At 49.2% G+C, this 19500-nt stretch carries 12 protein-coding genes; 2 read left to right on the top strand and 10 right to left on the bottom strand.

Going from position 1 to position 19500, the window contains the following annotated elements:
- Window positions 1–257 precede the first annotated feature (257 nt).
- The 6 genes from asd to guaB all read right to left on the bottom strand — a co-directional run bounded on the left by asd (window position 258) and on the right by guaB (window position 10441).
- Complete coding sequence (gene asd / locus B9N89_RS20825; protein ID WP_132321916.1) at window positions 258–1325, bottom strand: aspartate-semialdehyde dehydrogenase; 1068 nt, start codon at window positions 1323–1325, stop codon at window positions 258–260.
- Between the two features lie 170 nt (window positions 1326–1495).
- A complete protein-coding gene (locus B9N89_RS20820) occupies window positions 1496–2938 on the bottom strand; it encodes an NFACT RNA binding domain-containing protein (RefSeq protein ID WP_132321918.1) in 1443 nt (480 codons plus the stop codon).
- Window positions 2935–3747 (bottom strand): biosynthetic peptidoglycan transglycosylase, encoded by an 813-nt coding sequence (locus B9N89_RS20815; RefSeq protein WP_132321920.1) that lies wholly within the window; start codon window positions 3745–3747, stop codon window positions 2935–2937. The genes B9N89_RS20820 and B9N89_RS20815 overlap by 4 nt, the downstream gene beginning before the upstream one ends.
- A 44-nt stretch (window positions 3748–3791) precedes the next feature.
- Complete coding sequence (dnaE, locus tag B9N89_RS20810; RefSeq protein WP_132321922.1) at window positions 3792–7382, bottom strand: DNA polymerase III subunit alpha; 3591 nt, start codon at window positions 7380–7382, stop codon at window positions 3792–3794.
- Entirely contained in the window at window positions 7383–8960 is a 1578-nt protein-coding gene (gene guaA / locus B9N89_RS20805; RefSeq protein ID WP_412535459.1) for a glutamine-hydrolyzing GMP synthase, read from the bottom strand. It lies immediately after the preceding gene.
- Between the two features lie 8 nt (window positions 8961–8968).
- A complete protein-coding gene (gene guaB / locus B9N89_RS20800; protein WP_132321926.1) occupies window positions 8969–10441 on the bottom strand; it encodes an IMP dehydrogenase in 1473 nt (490 codons plus the stop codon).
- A 251-nt stretch (window positions 10442–10692) separates the two neighbouring features.
- On the opposite strand from guaB, the gene B9N89_RS20795 reads away from it, so the two are divergent.
- Together B9N89_RS20795 and guaD are read left to right on the top strand one after the other, a co-directional pair.
- Complete coding sequence (locus tag B9N89_RS20795; protein WP_132321928.1) at window positions 10693–12282, top strand: peptide chain release factor 3; 1590 nt, start codon at window positions 10693–10695, stop codon at window positions 12280–12282.
- A gap of 7 nt (window positions 12283–12289) precedes the next feature.
- The gene (gene guaD, locus B9N89_RS20790) at window positions 12290–13639 is read left to right on the top strand and encodes a guanine deaminase (protein ID WP_132321930.1); all 1350 of its coding nucleotides are present in this window, start codon (window positions 12290–12292) and stop codon (window positions 13637–13639) included.
- A gap of 112 nt (window positions 13640–13751) precedes the next feature.
- Here the strand turns inward: guaD and glpK are convergent, their stop codons facing one another.
- From glpK to B9N89_RS20770, 4 genes are read right to left on the bottom strand one after another with little or no spacing between them, the layout of a single operon-like run.
- Entirely contained in the window at window positions 13752–15236 is a 1485-nt protein-coding gene (glpK, locus tag B9N89_RS20785) for a glycerol kinase GlpK (protein ID WP_132321932.1), read from the bottom strand.
- 58 nt (window positions 15237–15294) lie between these two features.
- Window positions 15295–16023 carry an HAD family hydrolase gene (locus B9N89_RS20780; protein WP_132321934.1) on the bottom strand — a complete coding sequence of 243 codons (729 nt, stop codon included), beginning with the start codon at window positions 16021–16023 and terminating at the stop codon, window positions 15295–15297.
- On the bottom strand, window positions 16016–17791 hold the full coding sequence (locus tag B9N89_RS20775; RefSeq protein WP_132321936.1) for an ABC transporter ATP-binding protein: 1776 nt from the start codon (window positions 17789–17791) through the stop codon (window positions 16016–16018). Before B9N89_RS20775 ends, B9N89_RS20780 begins: the two co-directional genes overlap by 8 nt.
- On the bottom strand, window positions 17788–19491 hold the full coding sequence (locus B9N89_RS20770; RefSeq protein WP_132321938.1) for an ABC transporter ATP-binding protein: 1704 nt from the start codon (window positions 19489–19491) through the stop codon (window positions 17788–17790). Before B9N89_RS20770 ends, B9N89_RS20775 begins: the two co-directional genes overlap by 4 nt.
- Between the last annotated feature and the right edge of the window lie 9 nt (window positions 19492–19500).

The raw sequence follows: 19500 nt of genomic DNA, 5'->3' as shown, positions 1-19500 counted from the left end.
TCTTGATTCTTTGTCATTTTGAGACCTTTCACTACCGCGCAAACATTATACTAATCTATCGGCAGATTTGTCTCACACTCCCCTGGCACATAGCGGATGACTCCAAATACGAGCCAACCCTTTGAGTTGAGTCTCATCATTCTAATTTGTTAGGAAAGATGGAATGAATAAACTCAAAAGGACTACATAGAAGTAAGTGTTTGGGTAAGGTTTAGGTAAGAAAGATCTGAAGCCGATGTGGCTTCAGATCGCTATTGCTAGATAACACCAGTATGGCAAAGGTATTCTGCGATCAGGATCGCGCCTTTTGCTGCACCGGCTTTTGTGTTGTGAGAGAGCAGCACATACTTTGTGCCACTCAGCACCTTATCATCACGGATTCTGCCGATGTGGGTACTCATACCTCCATCTTTGTCGCGATCGATACGAGGCTGAGGGTGAAACGGATCGTCGTGGACAAGGTAAAAATCTTTTGGTGCCGATGGCAATCCTTCCAGTCCAGTTTGGTATTCACGGAACGCTTTTTCCACCTCGCTTGCTGGAGCTGGCTTGTCAGTAGCAACGAAAACTGTTTCCGTGTGGCCATCTGTGACGGGCACCCGTGTACAGGTGCAGCTAACACCAAAGGCTGCGTCCTTCACCTGATCTTCTTCTAGAGTTCCTAGGATCTTCTGTGTCTCGATTTCGACCTTTTCCTCTTCCTTCGGAATATACGGCACAAGGTTATCGAGCATATCAAGGGACAGGACTCCTCCGTTACGACCAGCGCCTGAAGTGGCTTGCATCGAGGTCATCACCACACCCTTAACACCAAAAGCCTTATGCAATGGCGCCAACGAGCATGCTAAGCCGTAGGTCGTGCAGTTTGGGATGGGGATGACAAAGCCTTGCCAGTCACGATTCGCTTGCTGCTTTTTGATCAAGGACACGTGGTTAGTGTTCACTCCAGGGATCAGCAATGGCACATCATCTTCCATCCGGAAGGCACTGGCTGTTGATATGGTTGGTCGATGCTTGGCATAAAGAGGTTCTAACTCTCTTGCTGCATCAGATTCTACAGCGGTAAAAACGATGTCGACTTTCTTGGGATCAAGTTCGGTGGCTAGCTCAACCACCATCTGTTTATATTTCTTAGGAATAGCCTCGTTTTGCCACCAGTTGATCTGACCAGAGGGGGTTTTGAGGGCATCTTCGTAGGTTTTTCCGGCAGATCGTGGTGATCCAGCAAGTGCTACAACTTCAAACCAAGGGTGATTTTCCAAGGCGGTGAGAAATTGCTGGCCTGCGATTCCGGTTGCACCCACTACAGCTACTTTCTTTTTCATGAAACTATTCCTTATTTAGCTAAATTAGGGGTCAATTTTGACTCCTGTACCCATTAGCACGGAAACTGGCCCTGGGCTAGCGCCAGTATTGTCTGGATAGCCAACTTGTTAGAGACTAATAGACTGTCCCCCATCAACCATGTCACAATGGTTTGTTGACGTGATGCAGTTCATTGGGATTGCAGTCGGTCGAGAACCTGCTTCAGATCCTCCTGGGAATATCGAAAAAACAAAGTTTTGCATCGCTCCACATTCCAAAGGCCGGGGGGCATCCCCTTCTGCTTTTTGATCTCAGAACGGCGAGCCACATAAACTTCACCGGCCATATCCGAGCGCAGTTTGGAGTAATGAACAGCTAGAATCGCAGCTTCTCGGAGAAGCTGGCTGGGCAGAGCTTGGCGAATATCCTTGGCTGCTGGTACGACAATATGAGAGCCAGCTACCGCCGATGTGTGGATCCAATAGTCATTGGTCTTAGCGCTTTTAGTTAGCTCGTCGTTTTCCCGCGGCCCTTTACCCACGAGGATGTCATGCCCCGAAGATGACTTAAAAACACGATAAGGTTTGGCAACTGCTGCGGCCTTGGCTTGGGTGTTAGACGCTTGCACACGGGGCAGCTTGTACTTATCAAATAGTAGCTCCACTTCCGATAGTGGTAGTGGCTCCTGAAGCATTTTTAGGTCGGATTCGAGCTGCTCAAGGTCTTTACGATTGCTCTCGGCGACCTTAAGCCCCATCTCGCGGGATTTTCGAGCCTTCTTAGCTCCAACGAAAAAGTTTTCAATATTGGCCCCCACCGATTTCTCTGTGTCCAATTCAATGACGATATCTTCAGTTTGGCCGCTTAGCTCTTTCGGAAGCTCTAGCTGGAAGTCACCATCCTTTACCAAATAGGCAAATGATTGCAGAAGGTGAGCATGCTTGTCCATGTTTTCAATATCTTTAGGCTCGGGTATCTTGCCAAGCTGCTTTTCAGCAGCTTTGCGATAAGTTTTTAGCTTCCGCTTGAGTTTTTGTAGCAGAACCCGTTGTTCCTTTGATAGATCGTTCTCCTCTTCGTCAAGGTCATCGTCATCCTCAGAGTTCTCCTCGACTTCCTCATCAAACTGCTTCAGAAAATCGGCGATCATCTCGTTTTTGATTGATATCAAGCTTGGATTAAGGCCAGGGACTTGATCTTCTAAGGGCTTTTTCTTGGTGAAGGTTCCCTTCATTCCCATGCGCATGACCATCTCACCATCTGGATTGACGAGAGCCATTTCAGGTGGGCGGCTTTTAGCAAGGCGCAGGAACCACTCTTGGCCTTGACTATAAAGCACTATCCACAGATTACCGTTACTATCGTCTTTTAGGATGTCGCCAATGGTCGCTCCTTTGCAGTGCTTGCGCATCTGGTTGACCATCCCTCCTTGCGGAACCAGGGACTCTGGCTTATCAACGGTGAGGCGGACCCCAAATACATCCTGCCTTGAGTCGATGACGACAAAGAACTTTTTTATGGGGTTATCGGCGCTTTTAATTCCAGAAAAGGACGACTGGAATACATAGATGGGTTGCTTTCCCTGCCAGCTCTTAGCTGTGCGAATCTTCACGTGATCGTAGGAATCGCTCATGGAGCCTCCTCAGTTTCATCAGCAGGTATTTGTTCGTCGCCTTCATCCGGCATGTTCGGGTCGATGGGTCGCCCGAAGTCGCCAGTTGCCAAAGCAGCCTTTCTCAGTGGCTCATTGATAAACCCCTGCTGGAACATCATCTCGATAATATGGGCATAGCGGCGATGACCAAAGGCTGTAAGCTTGCGAGACCTGAGTCCCACAGACCAAGCGTTCGGGCTAGGCAAAACGAGAGCTAGGTTGGCTCCCTGCTGGATAGTTAGAAGTTCGGGTGAGGTGTCGAAATAGTGAAAGGCGGCATCCTTGATACCAAAGACTCCATCACCAAATTCTGTGAGATTGATGTACCACTCTAGAATCTCTTCTTTACTAAGGAGCTGCTCCATCAGGAGAGCACCCAAGATTTCTCGAAACTTGCGGAGCAGCGTCTTTTCTGGACTGAGTAAGGTCATCTTGACAACTTGCTGGGAGATGGTTGAAGCTCCTCTTACATATCTGCCCTTCTCTAGATTGAGTTTCAAGCTATTGTAGATAGCGGTTGGGTCGATGCCCATGTGATCTAGGAATCGAGCGTCTTCTGCGACCATGATCGCGTGAAGCACATGCCAAGAAACAGACTTTATGGGGACCCAATGTTTCCACTGAGGCCCGATAGAAAAGGTTTGCTCCCCGGTCTTTGGCCAGCGGGTGACATCCACAGGCCCTGATTTAAGTTGCCAGACGGGTGGCATAAGAAGGATGGGAATCGCGAGCAATGCCCCCAAAATGATGACGATTACCCTCTTAGCTGTAATTTTAAACACTCTCATTGCTCGCTACTAGTTCGACATAAATCACTCCTAGGGAGCTGAGCCTAGAAGTATTGCAGTTGGACATCCTCCGTCCCCATGTTTTTGATGCTCTGGTAGAAGTCATCGCAGAGGTCGACCCCTTCGATCTGAGGATTGATTTTGATTTGAACCCGTCCATATTTCAAATTGACGATCAGGGGTGTTCTTCCGGGGTGACTGGCGAGCAACGTCCCAAGACGGCCAATGGTGGCTTTCTTCTGGTTGAGAGCTGTTGGATTCAAATCTTTTTGGCTTCCTATCTGGATCTCTACCCGCTTGGTGACTTCTCGCCTAACATCTTGCAATGGAGCCAATGAGTCTACCTTAAGAGAGATCGAAGTGCCGTCATAGCTTTTGGCAACGTTGACTTTGGCAACGACCACGGTATTGGGCTCAGGGAAAAACTCGGGGAGATCTTTTTCAAACATCACCCCTTCCCAAGATCCCGTTTCGTCTTCTAAGTGGATATAGGCCATCTTCTTGTTAGTTTTGGTGAGGCGCTCTGAAGTTCCAGTGAGAAAGGCCACGATATTGACATCTTTTGAACCCACGCGCTTAGGAATATCCTTGATCTGGAGCTGACCAAATTTTTTGACATCTTCTGGGTAAAGGTCCATGGGGTGGCCGCTTAGGAATACTCCCAAGTTTTTCTTCTCTTTTAAGAGCCACTCCAGCCTGGATTCAGAGCTGCCAGCCTGCGCGATATCTTCCTCAAATTTAGCCAGATCTACCATGTTTTCTTCAACATCATCGTCGGCAAACAGCAATACCTGGCCAGTAGACTCATTACTGTGGTGGCTTTCAGAAAACTTCACCATTTCAGGGATAGCAGCTTTGATGGCATCACGGCTAGAGCCGAAGCTATCGAAAGCACCAGCTTCGGCTAGAAGTTCCAAGGTTTTTTTACCAACCTTTTGCAAGTTGATGCGCTTGGCAAGATCCGTTAGGGACTTATAAGGGCCATTTTCATCCCGTTCACGGACCATCTTCTCAAGCGATGCTCCACCAACCCCTTTGATTGCTTCCAGGCCATAGCCTACAGATCTAGGGCCGGGGACATCGAATTCGAGCTTGCTGCGATTAATATCCGGTGGATAGATTTTAAACTTCATCCGCCGACATTCTTCAATGTAGCGGATCACCTTATCGGTGTTATCCAAGTCGCAGGTCATGATCGCTGCCATGAACTCTTCAGGATAGAAGGTCTTTAAGTAGGCTGTTTGGTAACTGACCAGTCCGTAGGCTGCCGAGTGAGACTTGTTAAAACCGTAGGCAGCAAATTTTGCCATCAGTTCAAATAGCTCTTCAGCAATCTCTTCGGGGACGTTGTTTTCCCGGCATCCCGTCGAGAATCGAACCTTTTGCTTGGCCATCTCTTCAGGTTTTTTCTTACCCATGGCGCGGCGGAGCAAGTCAGCTTCGCCAAGTGAGTAGGAAGCCAGTGATGCAGCGATCTTTTGCACCTGCTCCTGGTACAGGATGATGCCGTAGGTGTCGTCAAGAATGGTTTCAAGAGCAGGGTGGAGATACTCAATCTCCTGGCGACCATGCTTACGCTCGATAAAGTCGTCCACCATCCCCGAGCCGAGGGGGCCCGGCCTGAAAAGGGCCACAACCGCGATAATATCTTCAAAGCGTGAAGGCTTGAGCTTGCTTAACAAAGCCTGCATTCCTGAACTTTCAAGCTGGAATATACCAACGGATGCCGCGGTTGAGATCAGGTCGTAAACCGGCTTGGCCTCGATGTCGATGGTTTCAATATTGAAGTTGGGGTCTTTTGACTTCTGGATAAGCTTCACAGCTTTTTGAATCACGGTTAGGGTTTTTAGACCCAGAAAGTCGAACTTGACGAGTCCAACCTTCTCCGCATTTTTCATCTCATATTGAGTGATGAGAGCACCGTCTTCTGATTTATAGACGGGAACGTAGTTGTCCATACCCCCTTCGGAAATCACAACTCCGGCAGCGTGAACTGAGGTGTGGCGGCTCATGCCTTCTAGCTTGAGTGCAAGGTCGACCATCTTTTCGATGATCTCATCTTTCTTGGCTTCCTCTTGGATGCGAGGCTCTCGCTCCAGAGCATCTTTTAAGGTGATATCCAGTTCGTTGGGAATCAGCTTGGCGATGCGGTCTACCTTGCTGTAACCTAGCTCCAAGACTCGGCCCACATCTCGCAGGGCAGCCTTGGCTTTCATCTTTCCGAAGGTGGTGATCTGAGCCACGTTATCCGCACCATACTTCTGCGTCACGTATTGAATCACCTCGTCGCGGCGCTCTTGGCAGAAATCGACGTCGAAGTCAGGCATGGAAACCCGCTCAGGATTCAAGAATCGTTCGAAGATAAGATTGAACTTCAAAGGGTCCAGATCGGTAATTTTCAAAGCATAGGCAATCAAGGAGCCTGCTCCCGATCCCCGGCCCGGGCCAACAGGAATATCATGATCCTTAGCCCAGTTGATAAAGTCCTGGACGATCAAGAAGTAGCCAGGGAAACCCATTTTGATGATGATGCCAATTTCAAAATCTAGGCGGTCCCAGTAGGTTTTCTCCGCTTCGGCATCAAACTCTGGGCCATATTGCTTGCGAAGGTGTACCAGCCGCTCCTCAAGCCCTTCCTTGGAAAGCTGTATGAGAGCATCATCGATGTTATCGATGCCGTCTACTTCGAATTTAGGCAGAAAGTATTTGCCAAAGGTCAACTCAACGTGACACTGCTCGGCAATCTTAGATTGGTTATCTAAGGCTTCCGCCCAGCGACCGTACTTGTCCACCATCTCCTCATTGGAAAAAAGGTGAAACTGAGCAGCCTTGTTGCGTTTAGCAATATGGGACTGCTTTAAGTCATTCTTTACAGAGGTGAGTACTGCGTGAGCTTCATCGTCCTCTGGATTTAGGTAATGGGAATCAGCAGTGGCTACGAGGGGCAATCCATAGTGATAGGCTACCTCCACCAGCACGGGGATGACTTTCCTTTGCAAGCCAAGATTATTATCGATCAACTCGATGTAATAGTCGTCGCCAAAAGCCTCTTTCATAAACTGCACATGGGCATTGAGCGCAGTGACAACGGGCTCACAGGGCTCTGTAGGAGCCTTAAGTTCTTCAAGGGGGTTTGGGCTTAGTTCCATGAGGCTATTGACCAGGTAGGCAAACTCTCCATGGAGGCAGCTGGATAAGGCGATCACATCACCGGCATTGTCCCGGACCTTTTCAGCTGGAGCGACCGACACCTCACCTGGATTTTCCCGAAGGTAGCCAGAGGAAACCACGCGGCATAGGTTTTTGTAACCTTCTGTTGATTTAGCGAGTAGAACTAGGTGGTAAGCGGCGGCTTGGGAGTCTCCCGTGGCCTTACGTACCACTTGGCTTTCTGGAAGCCCATCCCAATTGATCTCGGCCCCGAGAATGGGGTTGAGTCCTGCATCCTTACACTTGACGTAGAACTCAACAGCTCCAAACATATTGCTGTGATCGGTGAGAGCCAGAGCCGTGTGGCCCTGACTTTTGACTTTTTTGATCGCATCCGAGATCCGGATGGCGCCGTCCAGCAACGAATACTCCGAGTGGACGTGGAGGTGAACAAGCTTACGCGGGTTGAGGTTGTCTTCGCTCATCTATTCCCATTCGATGGTCGCCGGGGGCTTGGTGGTGATGTCATAAACGACCCGGTTGATGCCATCGACCTTTCGTACAATTTCATCAGATACAGAAACCAGAAATTCCATCGGCAAGTCCCCTACCCCAGCGGTCATGCCATCTGTCGCTGTGACAGCGCGTAGGGCACAGGTCCATTGGTAGGTGCGGTTGTCTCCCATAACCCCAACAGTTTTGACGGGGAGGAGCACAGCAAATGCTTGCCAAACTTCCTTATACAGGTCTTTTTCACGAAGTTTATCAATAAAAATCTGATCTGCATTCTGCAAAATCTCGACTTTGTCAGCCGTGATCTCGCCGAGGATCCGAACAGCCAAGCCTGGGCCAGGAAATGGATGGCGATCGACCAGCTCATTAGAAATTCCAACCTTGCGGCCAACAAGGCGAACCTCGTCTTTAAAGAGGTAGCGGAAAGGCTCTACGAGGGCCATATGAAGCCTTTCAGGCAAGCCGCCTACATTGTGATGGCTTTTGATGACCTTGGCGCCAGCGCCGTGCCCTGCTGATTCGATCACGTCTGGGTATAGAGTGCCTTGGCCGAGATGGGTGAAGCCCTCGTTAGCTTTGGCGTAGGTTTCGAACTCCTCGATGAACTTGAGTCCGATGATCTTACGTTTTTGCTCCGGGTCAGAAACGCCACTTAGTGCTTGGTAAAACTCTTGGGCCCGGTTCAGAACGACAAGATTGACACCCAAGGACTCTATTTTTTCTTTTACCCAAGATGCTTCATTCTTGCGTAGTAGTCCATGATCGACAAACACGGCGGTCACACGATCGTTGCCCAGGGCCTGGCTCATCAAGGCCACTGCCACAGTACTATCTACCCCACCTGATACAGCCATCAAAACTTTACCATCAGCGACAGTTTCTTTGACGTAGTCTAGGGTTGCTTCCACCACATCATCGGCTTGCCAGTTTAGTTTTGCCTTACAGACATCTTGAACGAAAAGGCTGAGCAGTTCTTTACCGCATTCCGAGTGTTGAACTTCCGGGTGAAACTGCAAGGCGATATAAGGCTTCTCTTTGTGGGCAACCGCAGCCACCACACCGTCTCCAGTACGGCCAATAATAGAAAATTCTTCGGTGAGGTTTTCAACGTCATCCCCGTGGCTCATCCATACGGTTTGTGACTCTGGTAGTTTTGAGAGCATGGATGATGCCCAGCAACCGTGGCTGACATCCAGGTTGAGAGTGGCCTTGCCGTATTCCCTCTGGTGGCCGCTTCGTAGCTTGCCGCCAAACTCTTGGGCTAGGAGTTGCATCCCGTAGCAAATTCCAAGAATGGGTTTACCGCTATCGAGAACCCAACGAGGTAATTTGCGAGCGGTCTCATCTGTTACCGAATCAGGGCCTCCAGAGAGAATGACTCCGTGAAAGGTGAAATCTTCAGGTGGCTGCTCTTTGCTACCATCAACGATCTCGGCGTAGAGGCCGATCTCGCGCAAACGCCTTGCGATGAGGAGTGTGTACTGTGAGCCGTAATCAAGCACGATGATGCCATCGTGAACAGGTCGTGTTACTGAATGATGATGCACGATGAATCTCCCTAGTCGAGTTTGTAGTTAGGTGCTTCCCGCGTGATGTAAACATCATGCACGTGGCTTTCTTTCAGACCAGCAGAGCTAATCTGGATAAATTCAGCATTTTCTTGGAGAGCTGGGATAGTGGGTGCTCCCACATAACCCATGGCCGATCGAATGCCGCCCACCAACTGATAGATCGTGTTTGATAGAGGTCCTCGATAGGGAATGCGCCCCTCGATTCCTTCTGGGACTAGTTTCCCAGCATCGTCGACATCACCTTGGAAATAGCGATCCTTGCTGCCTTTCTTCATAGCACCAAGGCTTCCCATGCCGCGATATTGCTTGTAGCTTTTGCCTTGATAGATAATCAAGTCACCAGGTGCTTCGTCGGTACCCGCAAATAGGGAGCCGATCATCACGGTTTCTGCACCGGCTGCTAGAGCCTTAACAATATCGCCGCTAAACTTGATACCGCCATCGGCGATGACGGGTATGCCACGAGCTTTAGCAGCGCGAGCACAGTTATTGACCGCTGTAAATTGTGGAACACCAATACCAGCTACAATTCGAGTGGTGCAGATACTACCGGGGCCGATACCCACTTTCACAGCATCGACGCCAGCATCGATAAGGGCATTGGTTGCACGACCTGTTGCTACATTGCCAGCGATCAGGTCGAAGGTGCCAGAAACTTGAGAGCGAATATTGGCCACTGCATCAATCACCCCTTGGCTGTGACCATGGGCTGTATCTACGATTAGAACATCGGCACCAGCTTTGACGAGTGCCTGGGCTCGTTCTACATAGTCGCCACCCGCGCCAATCGCCGCACCTACAAGGAGGCGTCCCTCGGCATCTTTAGAGGCATTGGGAAACTTTTTGGACTTAAGGATATCTTTCACGGTGTATAGGCCGACGAGGTGGCCTTCTTTGTCGAGCACTGGGAGCTTCTCGATACGGTGGCGATGGATGATCTCCACTGCTTGATCGGGAGTGGTGCCTTGCTCAGCAGTGATCACCTCGCGAGTCATAACTTCGCTGACTAAGCGGCTGTGATCACGCTCAAAGCGAATATCGCGACCTGTAATAATACCAACCAAGCGACCATCTTCCACCACAGGGAAGCCAGAGAAGTTCACCTCGTTCATAATCTGAACGACTTTAGAAAGGGTATCTCCAGGTGTTACCGTTACCGGGTCCGTGACCATACCTGATTCGCTTTTTTTCACCCGGTTCACATCGAAGGCTTGATCTTCGATGGACTGATTTTTATGCACAATACCAATGCCACCAGCTTGGGCCATTGTAATGGCAGTGTCGGCTTCGGTAACAGTATCCATGGCGGCGGAGAGTAAGGGCATTTTGAGGCGGAGGTTTTTGGTCAGGCGTGTTTCTAAGTTGGCGTCGTGAGGCAAGACTTGGGAGTGTTGGGGGATGAGCAGGACATCGTCGTAGGCTAAGCCTAATGGCAGCGGTTGACTAGAGTCGTAGGTCATACGGACCTCCTATTCTTATATGTTCAGTAGATTTATGGATTTGATTGGTTCTCATCTTATACTATGCCAAAATGGTAAGTAAATTTTTTAATGGGAGATCCTATCACTTTAATTGGCCCTCGCCAAGCACCTTTCTGCAAATTGACTGATGAATCGCTCTTATGGAGCCAATGGCCTTGATTAGTTGCGGAATCTGGGTTATCCAAGCCTATTGTTTCGGTACTTTTGTCGTAAGCCATTATGATTGAGGAATGCCAGTGAGTTTTGAGAAAGAGATCAAGCGTCGTCGAACCTTTGCGATTATTTCCCACCCGGATGCTGGTAAGACCACCATGACAGAAAAACTGCTCCTTTACGGTGGAGCGATTCAGATGGCAGGTAGCGTCAAGGCGAAACGCTCAAAGAAGTTTGCCACTTCTGACTGGATGGAGCTGGAAAAGCAAAGAGGAATCTCTGTCACCTCGTCTGTGATGAAGTTTCCTTATAAAGATCATGAAATGAATCTGATCGATACTCCGGGTCACCAGGACTTCTCTGAAGACACGTACCGAACTCTGACAGCAGTCGACAGTGCACTGATGATCATTGACTGCGCCAATGGTGTAGAGGCTCAGACCAAAAAACTCTACGAAGTTTGTAGCCTGCGCAAGACCCCCGTTCTAGCGTTTATTAATAAAATGGATCGTGAGGGGAAAGATCCCTTCGAGTTGATGGAAGAAATTGAGAATACTCTTGGTATTTCCGTAACCCCTGTTACCTGGCCAATCGGGATGGGTGATCGCTTCCGAGGCGTCTACCATCGGCTTGATAACAAGCTATTAATCTACGACAAAGACGCCGAACGCTCTCGACCTGTGCCTTTGAAGGACTTGAGCCTTGATAGCCCAGAGGTTGTTGCTGAGTTAGGTGAGGAATTAGCAGAAACGCTCCAAGCCGAGATTGAACTCCTTGATGGCGCTGGGGATACCCTAGATAGAGACCGCTATCTACGTGGTGAGTTAGCACCGGTGTTTTTCGGTTCTGCTTTGAAGACATTTGGTATAGAGCCTCTACTTGAAGGTTTGATCACCCTAGCTCCTCCCCCACTGCCTCGCGAAGCTCAAGAGCGTGCGGTTGATCCTATGGAATCTAAATTCACTGGATTTGTGTTCAAGATTCAGGCAAACATGGATCCAGCTCACCGAGACCGCGTTGCCTTTATGAGGATTTGTTCAGGTAAGTTCGAGCGCGGCATGAAGTCCCACATTGTGAGATTAGGTAAAGACCAACGACTTGGCCGCCCGACGCAATTTATGTCCCAAGACAGGAGCCTGGTAGACGAAGCCTTTGCTGGGGACATTGTGGGTATCCACGATCCAGGTGTTTTTAAAATAGGTGACACCCTCACCCAAGGTGAGAAACTACATTTCACAGGGGTTCCGGTCTTTGCTCCCGAGCATTTTGCTCGCGTGACTTTGAAAGACCCATTGAAGTCTAAGCAGCTCAACAAGGCTTTGGATCAGCTCTCTGAGGAAGGCGCTGTGCAGGTGTTTCGGCCCATCAACAACAACGACCAAATCCTTGGGGTTGTGGGAGTGCTTCAGTTTGATGTGGTGCAATACCGGATACAGCATGAATATGGAGTGCAGGTCACGTTTGCGAGACTGCCATACAGTGCGGCGCGATGGATCTTCAGCGATGATGAAGATGCCCTAGACGAATATGTAAGAGCTCAAAGCCACTTGATCTGTGATGATCAGCATGGTCAGAAGGCGATTCTACTGGATGACTTGTGGCGTCTAAACTTTCTCAAAGAACGCTTTCCAAAAATTGAGTACCAAGCTACTTCAGAAAAAATCTAAAATTATCATGGCGAGCAACGCTCGCCGTTCAAAACTCGATGCAAACAAACCGGGGGGAATGATGTCCACCGCGATCATTGGTCATATTTTTCAAGTTGTGCAAGATGCACAAGGTACTTTGTCTATCGATTCAAGGCCCGATCATGGCTTGATGATTGATGACCAGGGAACCATCACGAGCGTTATGCCTAAGAAAGACTGTGGGCATGCCGATCGTATCGTGGACTATGGTGATCGATTGATTCTCCCTGGCTTCATCGATACTCATGTCCACTTCCCTCAGACGGATATGATTGGGGTTTACTCGGGAGAGCTACTGGAGTGGCTGGATGAGCACACCTTTCCTCACGAAACCGCTCTCATACAAGACCCCGAGCAGGCCAAAGATTCAGCAAAAGCCTTTGCCAATGAACTGTTTCGTCATGGCACTTGCACCGCGGTGGCCTTTGCGTGTTCAAAGAAAAGTGCGACTCAGATCCTGTTTGAGGAGTTTGATCGCAACGGGGCAAGGTTGGTCTCTGGCAAGATTAGTATGAATCGCTTTGCGCCAGAGGGTATGCTCGATCAAATTGATGATGATCTTCAAGCGCAATCTCAACTCATTCAAGATTGGAATGGTAAGGATGAGCGGCTATTCTATGCCCTGAGCCCCCGATTTGCCCCCAGTTGCAGTGCTGACTTGCTTCAAGGAATTTCTGATCTTTTAGTTAAAAACCCGAAGCTATATGTGCAGACTCACTTTGCGGAGAACTTGGATGAAGTCGCCTGGGTGAAGGACTTGTTTCCAAAATCTACTGACTACCTCGGTGTTTATGAAGACTATGGCTTGATCAATGAACGTTGTATTCTAGCTCATGGAATATACGCCAGCGCTTCTGAGAGAGAGCGGCTAAAACGCTCCCGAACGATGGTGTCGCATTGCCCAACATCGAATCTTTTTTTAGGTAGTGGTTTATTGCCCTATCGATCGTTTCGCGAGCAAGGGATAGTTCTTGGCTTAGGGACTGATGTAGGTGCGGGAACAAGCTTTTCTCTATGGCAAACCATGGCAGAAGCGGTGAAAGTATCTAAACTGCGTCGAGAGCAGGTTTTGCCCGAGGATCTGTTCTTTGCAGCTACCCTCGGGGCGGCACAGGGATTACAATTGAGTGATCGTATTGGATCTCTAGAAGCAGGGAAGCAAGCAGACTTTCAAGTGATTGACCCAAGTCGTCGCGAACTCCTAAAGCGTCGCCTCCCCTACTGTCACGACCATCGTCAGTTTCTTTCTGCTCTAATCTTTCACTGTGATGATCGCAACCTCGAAAGCCTTTGGGTTAAGGGGCGAAAAATCTTTGAAAACAACACTAGTGCTTAGTCACATTGGATTCTCGGCTAGGCGTCGAGGAATGAATGAGGAGATAGTACTCCCGTACAGCGACGATTGAGAGACGAAGACAACAACGCCGAGGATTAAATGTGAATAAGCACTAGGTCTTTGCCCAACCCTTAGCGCAGGAAACCGCCTGCGACCACTTCTGCAAGTAATGGTTGCGGGCGTCATCGCTCATATCCGGGCTAAACTGCCGATCTTCTTGCCACAGCTCCTTGATCTCAGCGACGCTTTTCCAGAAACCAATGGCGAGACCTGCGAAGTAGGCAGCGCCTATCGCTGTGGTTTCTAAGACTTGCGGGCGGATCACGTCGGTCTTTAAAATATCAGACTGAAACTGCATTAAGTTGTTATTGATGGAGGCACCGCCATCAACTCTCAGTTGCCGCAACTTCATTCCAGCATCAGCTTCCATAGCAGCGACCACATCCTTCGTTTGATAGGCGATGGACTCTAGAGCAGCACGGGCAATGTGAGCCTTATTAGAGCCCCTTGTCATCCCGAGGATGGTGCCGCGAGCATATTGGTCCCAATGGGGTGCCCCCAAACCGACAAATGCTGGCACCAAGTAGACTCCACCGTTATCGGTAACCTGCTCGGCCAGGGTCTCGACTTCGGACGATGACTTAATCAGCCCCAGTTCATCCCTAAGCCATTGCACGATGGCGCCACCCATGAAGATGCTGCCTTCCAGTGCGTAATTCACCTCGTCCCCTCGTTGCCAAGCAATGGTGGTAAGAAGTTTATTTTGAGAGAGGATCGGCTTTGGACCGGTGTTCATCATCAAGAAACAGCCGGTTCCATAGGTGTTCTTTACCATGCCTTTTTCCGTGCACATCTGGCCAAACAGAGCAGCGTGTTGGTCCCCAGCCATACCAGCAATGGGGATCTCATAGCCAAAGAGCTTGGAAAACCCGTATGTTTCGCTGTTGCTTTTCACTTCGGGTAGCATTGATTTTGGAACTTTTAAAATATCTAGGAGTTGGTCATCCCAAGCCATATCTTTAATATTGAATAGCATCGTCCGGCAGGCATTGGAGACATCGGTGGCATGGACGCGGCCCTCAGTTAGCTGCCACAGCAACCATGAATCGACAGTACCAAAAACCAAGTCTCCTGCTGCAGCTTTTTCTCTTGCATCATCCACGTTATCCAATATCCATTGGACCTTAGTTCCAGAGAAATAGGCGTCAACCACGAGGCCAGAAGACTCTCGAATCGTGGCTTCCAAGTTTTGATCCTTCATTCTATCGCAAATTCCAGCAGTGCGGCGGTCTTGCCAAACGATAGCATTATATATGGGTTTGCCGGTTTGTCGGTCCCAGACGATGGCGGTTTCACGTTGGTTCGTGATGCCTATGGCCACGACCTTATCGCCGGCCGCGACCGTTGCCATCACCTCTTGAGCGCACGATAGCTGACTTGACCAAATTTCCATAGGGTCATGCTCCACCCAGCCTTGCTGGGGGTAGATCTGCTTAAACTCCTTCTGGGCAACCGCTGCGATGGTTCCTTTTTGATCTACCAATAAGGCCCGTGAACTTGTCGTGCCTTGGTCGAAGGCTAGGATAAACTCTGCCATGGGACGCCCCCTCAATAATTAGATTGATGTAGGGCCATCCATAGCAGATTTTCAAGAATCACGAAATGACTTTGGGAAAGTGGCTCAGGGTTTCCACCTTCGGATGAGGCTCGGGAGGATCTGGTAGATAAAGCGTGTTGCGCCAGTACATGAGAGCCTCGGGAAAATGTGCAGCCATCTGATTGAGGTTCTTTAGCTCGTTTTCAAAGGATGCTACCACGGTTCCTAGCTTGGCGATATCATTGAGCACAGCTTTCTTGTAAGAAAAATCATCCATGGCAGGATCAGGCTTCATAAATAGGCTGGTGTCATCGTTCTTCCAGGGGAAGTCTAGCTTAGCCAGAATTTCTCGGGTTCCGCGACCCATCCCTGGCTCATCGCGCCCGGTCAAGTACACAATGTGGGCCCCTGCGTTGTGGCAGCCTTGGACAAAAGATTCTGCGCCGGGAAAAGGTAAGTCGTCTTTGATGTAGGGATAAGTGAAGTAGTTCCCCACCCAAAACGTGGCGAGCTGCTCAACGAAATCTATTGATTTGATTCCTAAGTTCTTCATGCAGTCAGTCACCCGATAGGCAATGTCTTGGATGTTCGCGTTAAGGACTATTTCGGATTCTTGGCGAAATTGATCTTGTATCTGATCTTGGCTGCAAAAGTCTCGGAAGACTTTCAGTTTACGGTGACGACAATCAATGATGGTATCATCGATATCAAAGATCACCAGTGCAAGGTCGCCTTTGGATTGTACCTGTTCAATCTTGCTTTCGATACTTGCTTTCGGATCAATCATAGATCTGCCTCGAAACTAGTTTGGAATATGCCCCATCTTGGGCCAGCAGCCCTTTGTGCTGACCCTGCTCCACCACCCGACCTTGGTCAAAGACAAGGATCTTATCGCAGTCCTGAATGGTGTTGAGCCGGTGAGCGATCACGAAAGTTGTGCGCCCTTTTAAAACTTCCTGGATGGCTTGTTGAATCTTCGCTTCAAATGCCTCGTCGACATTAGCAGTGGCTTCATCGAGTACCAGGATCGCTGGATCGCGGACCAGCATCCTCGTAAATGCCATCAGCTGGCGTTCACCCATGCTAAAGTTTGCACCATTATCGAGGCAGACGGTATCAAGCTTTTGCGGCAGTCGATCGATAACTTCAAAGAGTCCTGTGCGTTGGCATATGGCAAGTAATTCTTCGTCCGGGACACCGGGGTGACCATCAGGAAGAGCTACGATGAGATTGTCCCGGATGCTCCCATGAAAGATCGTTACGTCCTGGCTCACAATCCCCATCTGCTGCCGAATAGAAAGCCGTGACCACTCGCTTAGTGGTTTATTATCGATAAGAATCTCGCCGCCCGAAATTCCATAGAGTTGAGGCAGTAATTGAATGGTGGTAGTCTTGCCAGAGCCGGTTCTACCGACAAGAGCGACACTTTCGCCAGCATTGATGGTGAAAGATACATCTTTTAAAACCGGGGAGTCCTTTTTATACTCCATCCACACGTTCCGGTATTCGATTTTACCCTGGATCTTTTGCTGTCGGGTGCCGTCTTGATTGAGGGTGTCAGACTCGGTCTTTTCATCAAGCATTTTCCGTACTCTTTCGGATGAGGCAATCGCGTCTTGGATCAGATGAAGCTCAAACGATAGCATCATAATCGGTCTGAAATAACGTTCCCCGTAGCGAACAAAGGCGACCAATAAACCAATAGAGATAGATTCATCTAGGGCCTGATGCCCGCCGTACCAAAGAATAACTAGAATTGGAAGTGCGCAGAGCAAGGCTGCCAATGGACGAATGAAGCTATTCCAGTTCATCAGACTAATCGCTGCACGAAGGAGATGGCGAGAGCTACCATCGAACTCTTTTTTAGTCCAACCCTCGATACCAAAGATCTTGATCACGCTCAGGCCGTTGATGAACTCCGCTAGTTGGGCATTTAGGGCCGCCGAGCGTTTCTTGTATTCTCTCAACCAGCTTCGCACCGGCTTACGTAGGGCAATCGTAAACATCACCGCAGGGAGGCTGGAGGCTACGATAACTGCTCCAAACTTCCAGTCTGTAAGAAGCATGGCTAGTAAGACTGAGGTAATGGTGATCACAGCCGTGAATACCCGAGGCAAAGTATTACTAAAGAACGACTCGATGCCTTCGACATCGGCTGTGAGGCGAGTCATGGTGCGGCCTAAAGGTTCCTGGTCGAAGTATGGGATTGGGAGTCTGCCTAATTTATTAAAAAGAGCAACGCGAATGCCGTAGGCCACCTCATTGGTGACTCTGGCTAGCCCAACCCTGCCCTTGTAGTAAACCAAAAGATTGACGCTTTCAAATAATAGAATACCGGCGACTAAGCTGGCAATTCTGCTTTGCTCAGCACCTGAGACCAATGCCTCGGCTAGCAGACCCATGAGCTTGGCAGACATCATAAGAACTGCAGAAGACGCTAAAATAAAGCCAATTGCTAAGAAAAGATTTTTATAGTTACCTTGACCGTAATTGAAAAGAGCTATGATTGACCGAAAGTCACTTTGTTCCTGAATCGTGTCCTGACTTGCTATCATTGTGAGGCCTCCTTAATCTGCTGCAGTCGGCCATCTTCTAGTTTGAAGATCCGGTCACAAAGCTGAAGCGTTGACAAGCGGTGTGCTGTCCAGATGATGGTCTTGTGCTCGAACTCTTGGCTTAGAGCACTGAGAATGTGATGCTCGGTGACAGAGTCTACAGCGCTTAGGGAATCATCTAAAATAAGAACGTCGCTATGCTTAAGGAGTGATCGAGCGATGGCGAGTCGCTGCTTTTGACCACCACTAAGGTTTATTCCCCACTCACCAATCCAGGTATCCAAGCCATCAGCCATCTCTTCAACGTCAGACCAGAGTCGTACCATCTTCAGGGCAGCAATCATACGCTCCTCAGTAACCTGTGCGCCTAGGGATAAGTTGTGGCGAATGCTGCCGGCAAAAAGAAACGGCTTTTGAGGGACGACTGTTATGGTTTCGCTAAGCCAATCCGAACCGAGGTCTTCCATATTGAAACCTTGCACTAGAACCCTTCCTTGGTAGCCATCGAGAAGGCCAGCGAGGATGTTGATCAAGGTTGTTTTCCCGCTGCCAATGGGCCCAGTGATACCGATCTTTTCGCCCTTTTGAATCTTGAGTGAAATGCTAATGAGGCAAGGAGTCTCTTCATGATAGCGAAAGTTCATATGCTCCACGGAGAACGTGGGAGCGGCTTCAGTTTTCTGGGAAGGCTTGACCTGAGTACGCAGGGGTTCTTTTTTAAGCCTAAGAATCTCATGGACCCGAGCAAAGCTAGCAAACCCTGTTTGCCACTCGGAAATCACTGATCCCAACTCGAATAGTGGCGATTGGAGGAGCAACACGTAGGATTGAAGAGCGAGAAATTCACCAATTGAAATGACCCCTTGTTGGTATTGATAGACTCCAAAGGTGAATAAGACCCCATAGGCAACCAGGGTTGGGGCTGCTCCTAGTATAAATATCTTCCAACCAATTCGTAGCACTTCGAATTGCTCTTTGGCATAGCTTCTGGCTTTGGCTGCTAGAGATTTCTTCCATATTAACTCTGTTGCAGTGGAGCGCTGGAGGCGAATGGTTTGTACAGCCTGGGATATGGAATCACTCAGCTCGGATAGAGTCTCCTGAGCGACTTGGTGTTGATCGTATTCTCGTCGGCTTAATTTGATGATAGCTCTGGGTAGGAAGGGTACGATCACTAGGGCAGCCAAGGTGAGTGTGACATCGATCATCAGCATCGATATCAGAGACAGGACTGTGAAAAACACCACATCAAAGGTGAGTACCATGGTAAAGCCGTGAATAAAGCGACTCTTATTCCAGTCTCCGGTCGCACGATTCATCAGATCGCCTAAAGAGTAACGCTGGGTAAATGATAGAGGCTGGTGCTTTAGCGAGTCCCAAAACTCTGTTTTAAGTTTGTGTCCAGCATCGTGGGTCCGCCGTGCTAACAGCTGTCGCCAGCCAACTCTGCCCCACCACCCGACACATAACACTATCAGGAAGGCGTACATCATCGTATCGAGTGTTGCTTCCCTAGTCTCCCGTAGAAACAGACTCGGTATTCCCTGGGAGTTGGTAAGGTGGTCCACTGCCCACTGGATAAACTTGGGAATTAAAACTTCGGTGCAAGTGGTGAGCAGAAGGGAAAGAGTGCCGGCAAGGTAGAGGGGCCAGTGGCCCAAAATATTATGGCCATAGCTCTTGTACATACTTAATGACATGGTAGCCTT

It is taken from the genome of Pseudobacteriovorax antillogorgiicola (assembly GCF_900177345.1).
GTDB classification, from domain to species: domain Bacteria; phylum Bdellovibrionota_B; class Oligoflexia; order Oligoflexales; family Oligoflexaceae; genus Pseudobacteriovorax; species Pseudobacteriovorax antillogorgiicola.
Note: the sequence above shows the minus strand (reverse complement) of the source record. Positions and strands in the feature narration are given on the sequence as shown.

What these genes read in the sequence shown, in the direction of transcription:
- B9N89_RS20770 (WP_132321938.1), bottom strand. Translation starts at nt 19,491, where the DNA reads ATGTCATTAAGTATGTACAAGAGCTATGGCCATAATATTTTGGGCCAC.
- B9N89_RS20780 (WP_132321934.1), bottom strand. Translation starts at nt 16,023, where the DNA reads ATGATTGATCCGAAAGCAAGTATCGAAAGCAAGATTGAACAGGTACAA.
- glpK (WP_132321932.1), bottom strand. Translation starts at nt 15,236, where the DNA reads ATGGCAGAGTTTATCCTAGCCTTCGACCAAGGCACGACAAGTTCACGG.
- B9N89_RS20795 (WP_132321928.1), top strand. Translation starts at nt 10,693, where the DNA reads ATGCCAGTGAGTTTTGAGAAAGAGATCAAGCGTCGTCGAACCTTTGCG.
- asd (WP_132321916.1), bottom strand. Translation starts at nt 1,325, where the DNA reads ATGAAAAAGAAAGTAGCTGTAGTGGGTGCAACCGGAATCGCAGGCCAG.
- guaD (WP_132321930.1), top strand. Translation starts at nt 12,290, where the DNA reads ATGGCGAGCAACGCTCGCCGTTCAAAACTCGATGCAAACAAACCGGGG.
- B9N89_RS20820 (WP_132321918.1), bottom strand. Translation starts at nt 2,938, where the DNA reads ATGAGCGATTCCTACGATCACGTGAAGATTCGCACAGCTAAGAGCTGG.
- B9N89_RS20815 (WP_132321920.1), bottom strand. Translation starts at nt 3,747, where the DNA reads ATGAGAGTGTTTAAAATTACAGCTAAGAGGGTAATCGTCATCATTTTG.
- guaB (WP_132321926.1), bottom strand. Translation starts at nt 10,441, where the DNA reads ATGACCTACGACTCTAGTCAACCGCTGCCATTAGGCTTAGCCTACGAC.
- dnaE (WP_132321922.1), bottom strand. Translation starts at nt 7,382, where the DNA reads ATGAGCGAAGACAACCTCAACCCGCGTAAGCTTGTTCACCTCCACGTC.
- B9N89_RS20775 (WP_132321936.1), bottom strand. Translation starts at nt 17,791, where the DNA reads ATGATAGCAAGTCAGGACACGATTCAGGAACAAAGTGACTTTCGGTCA.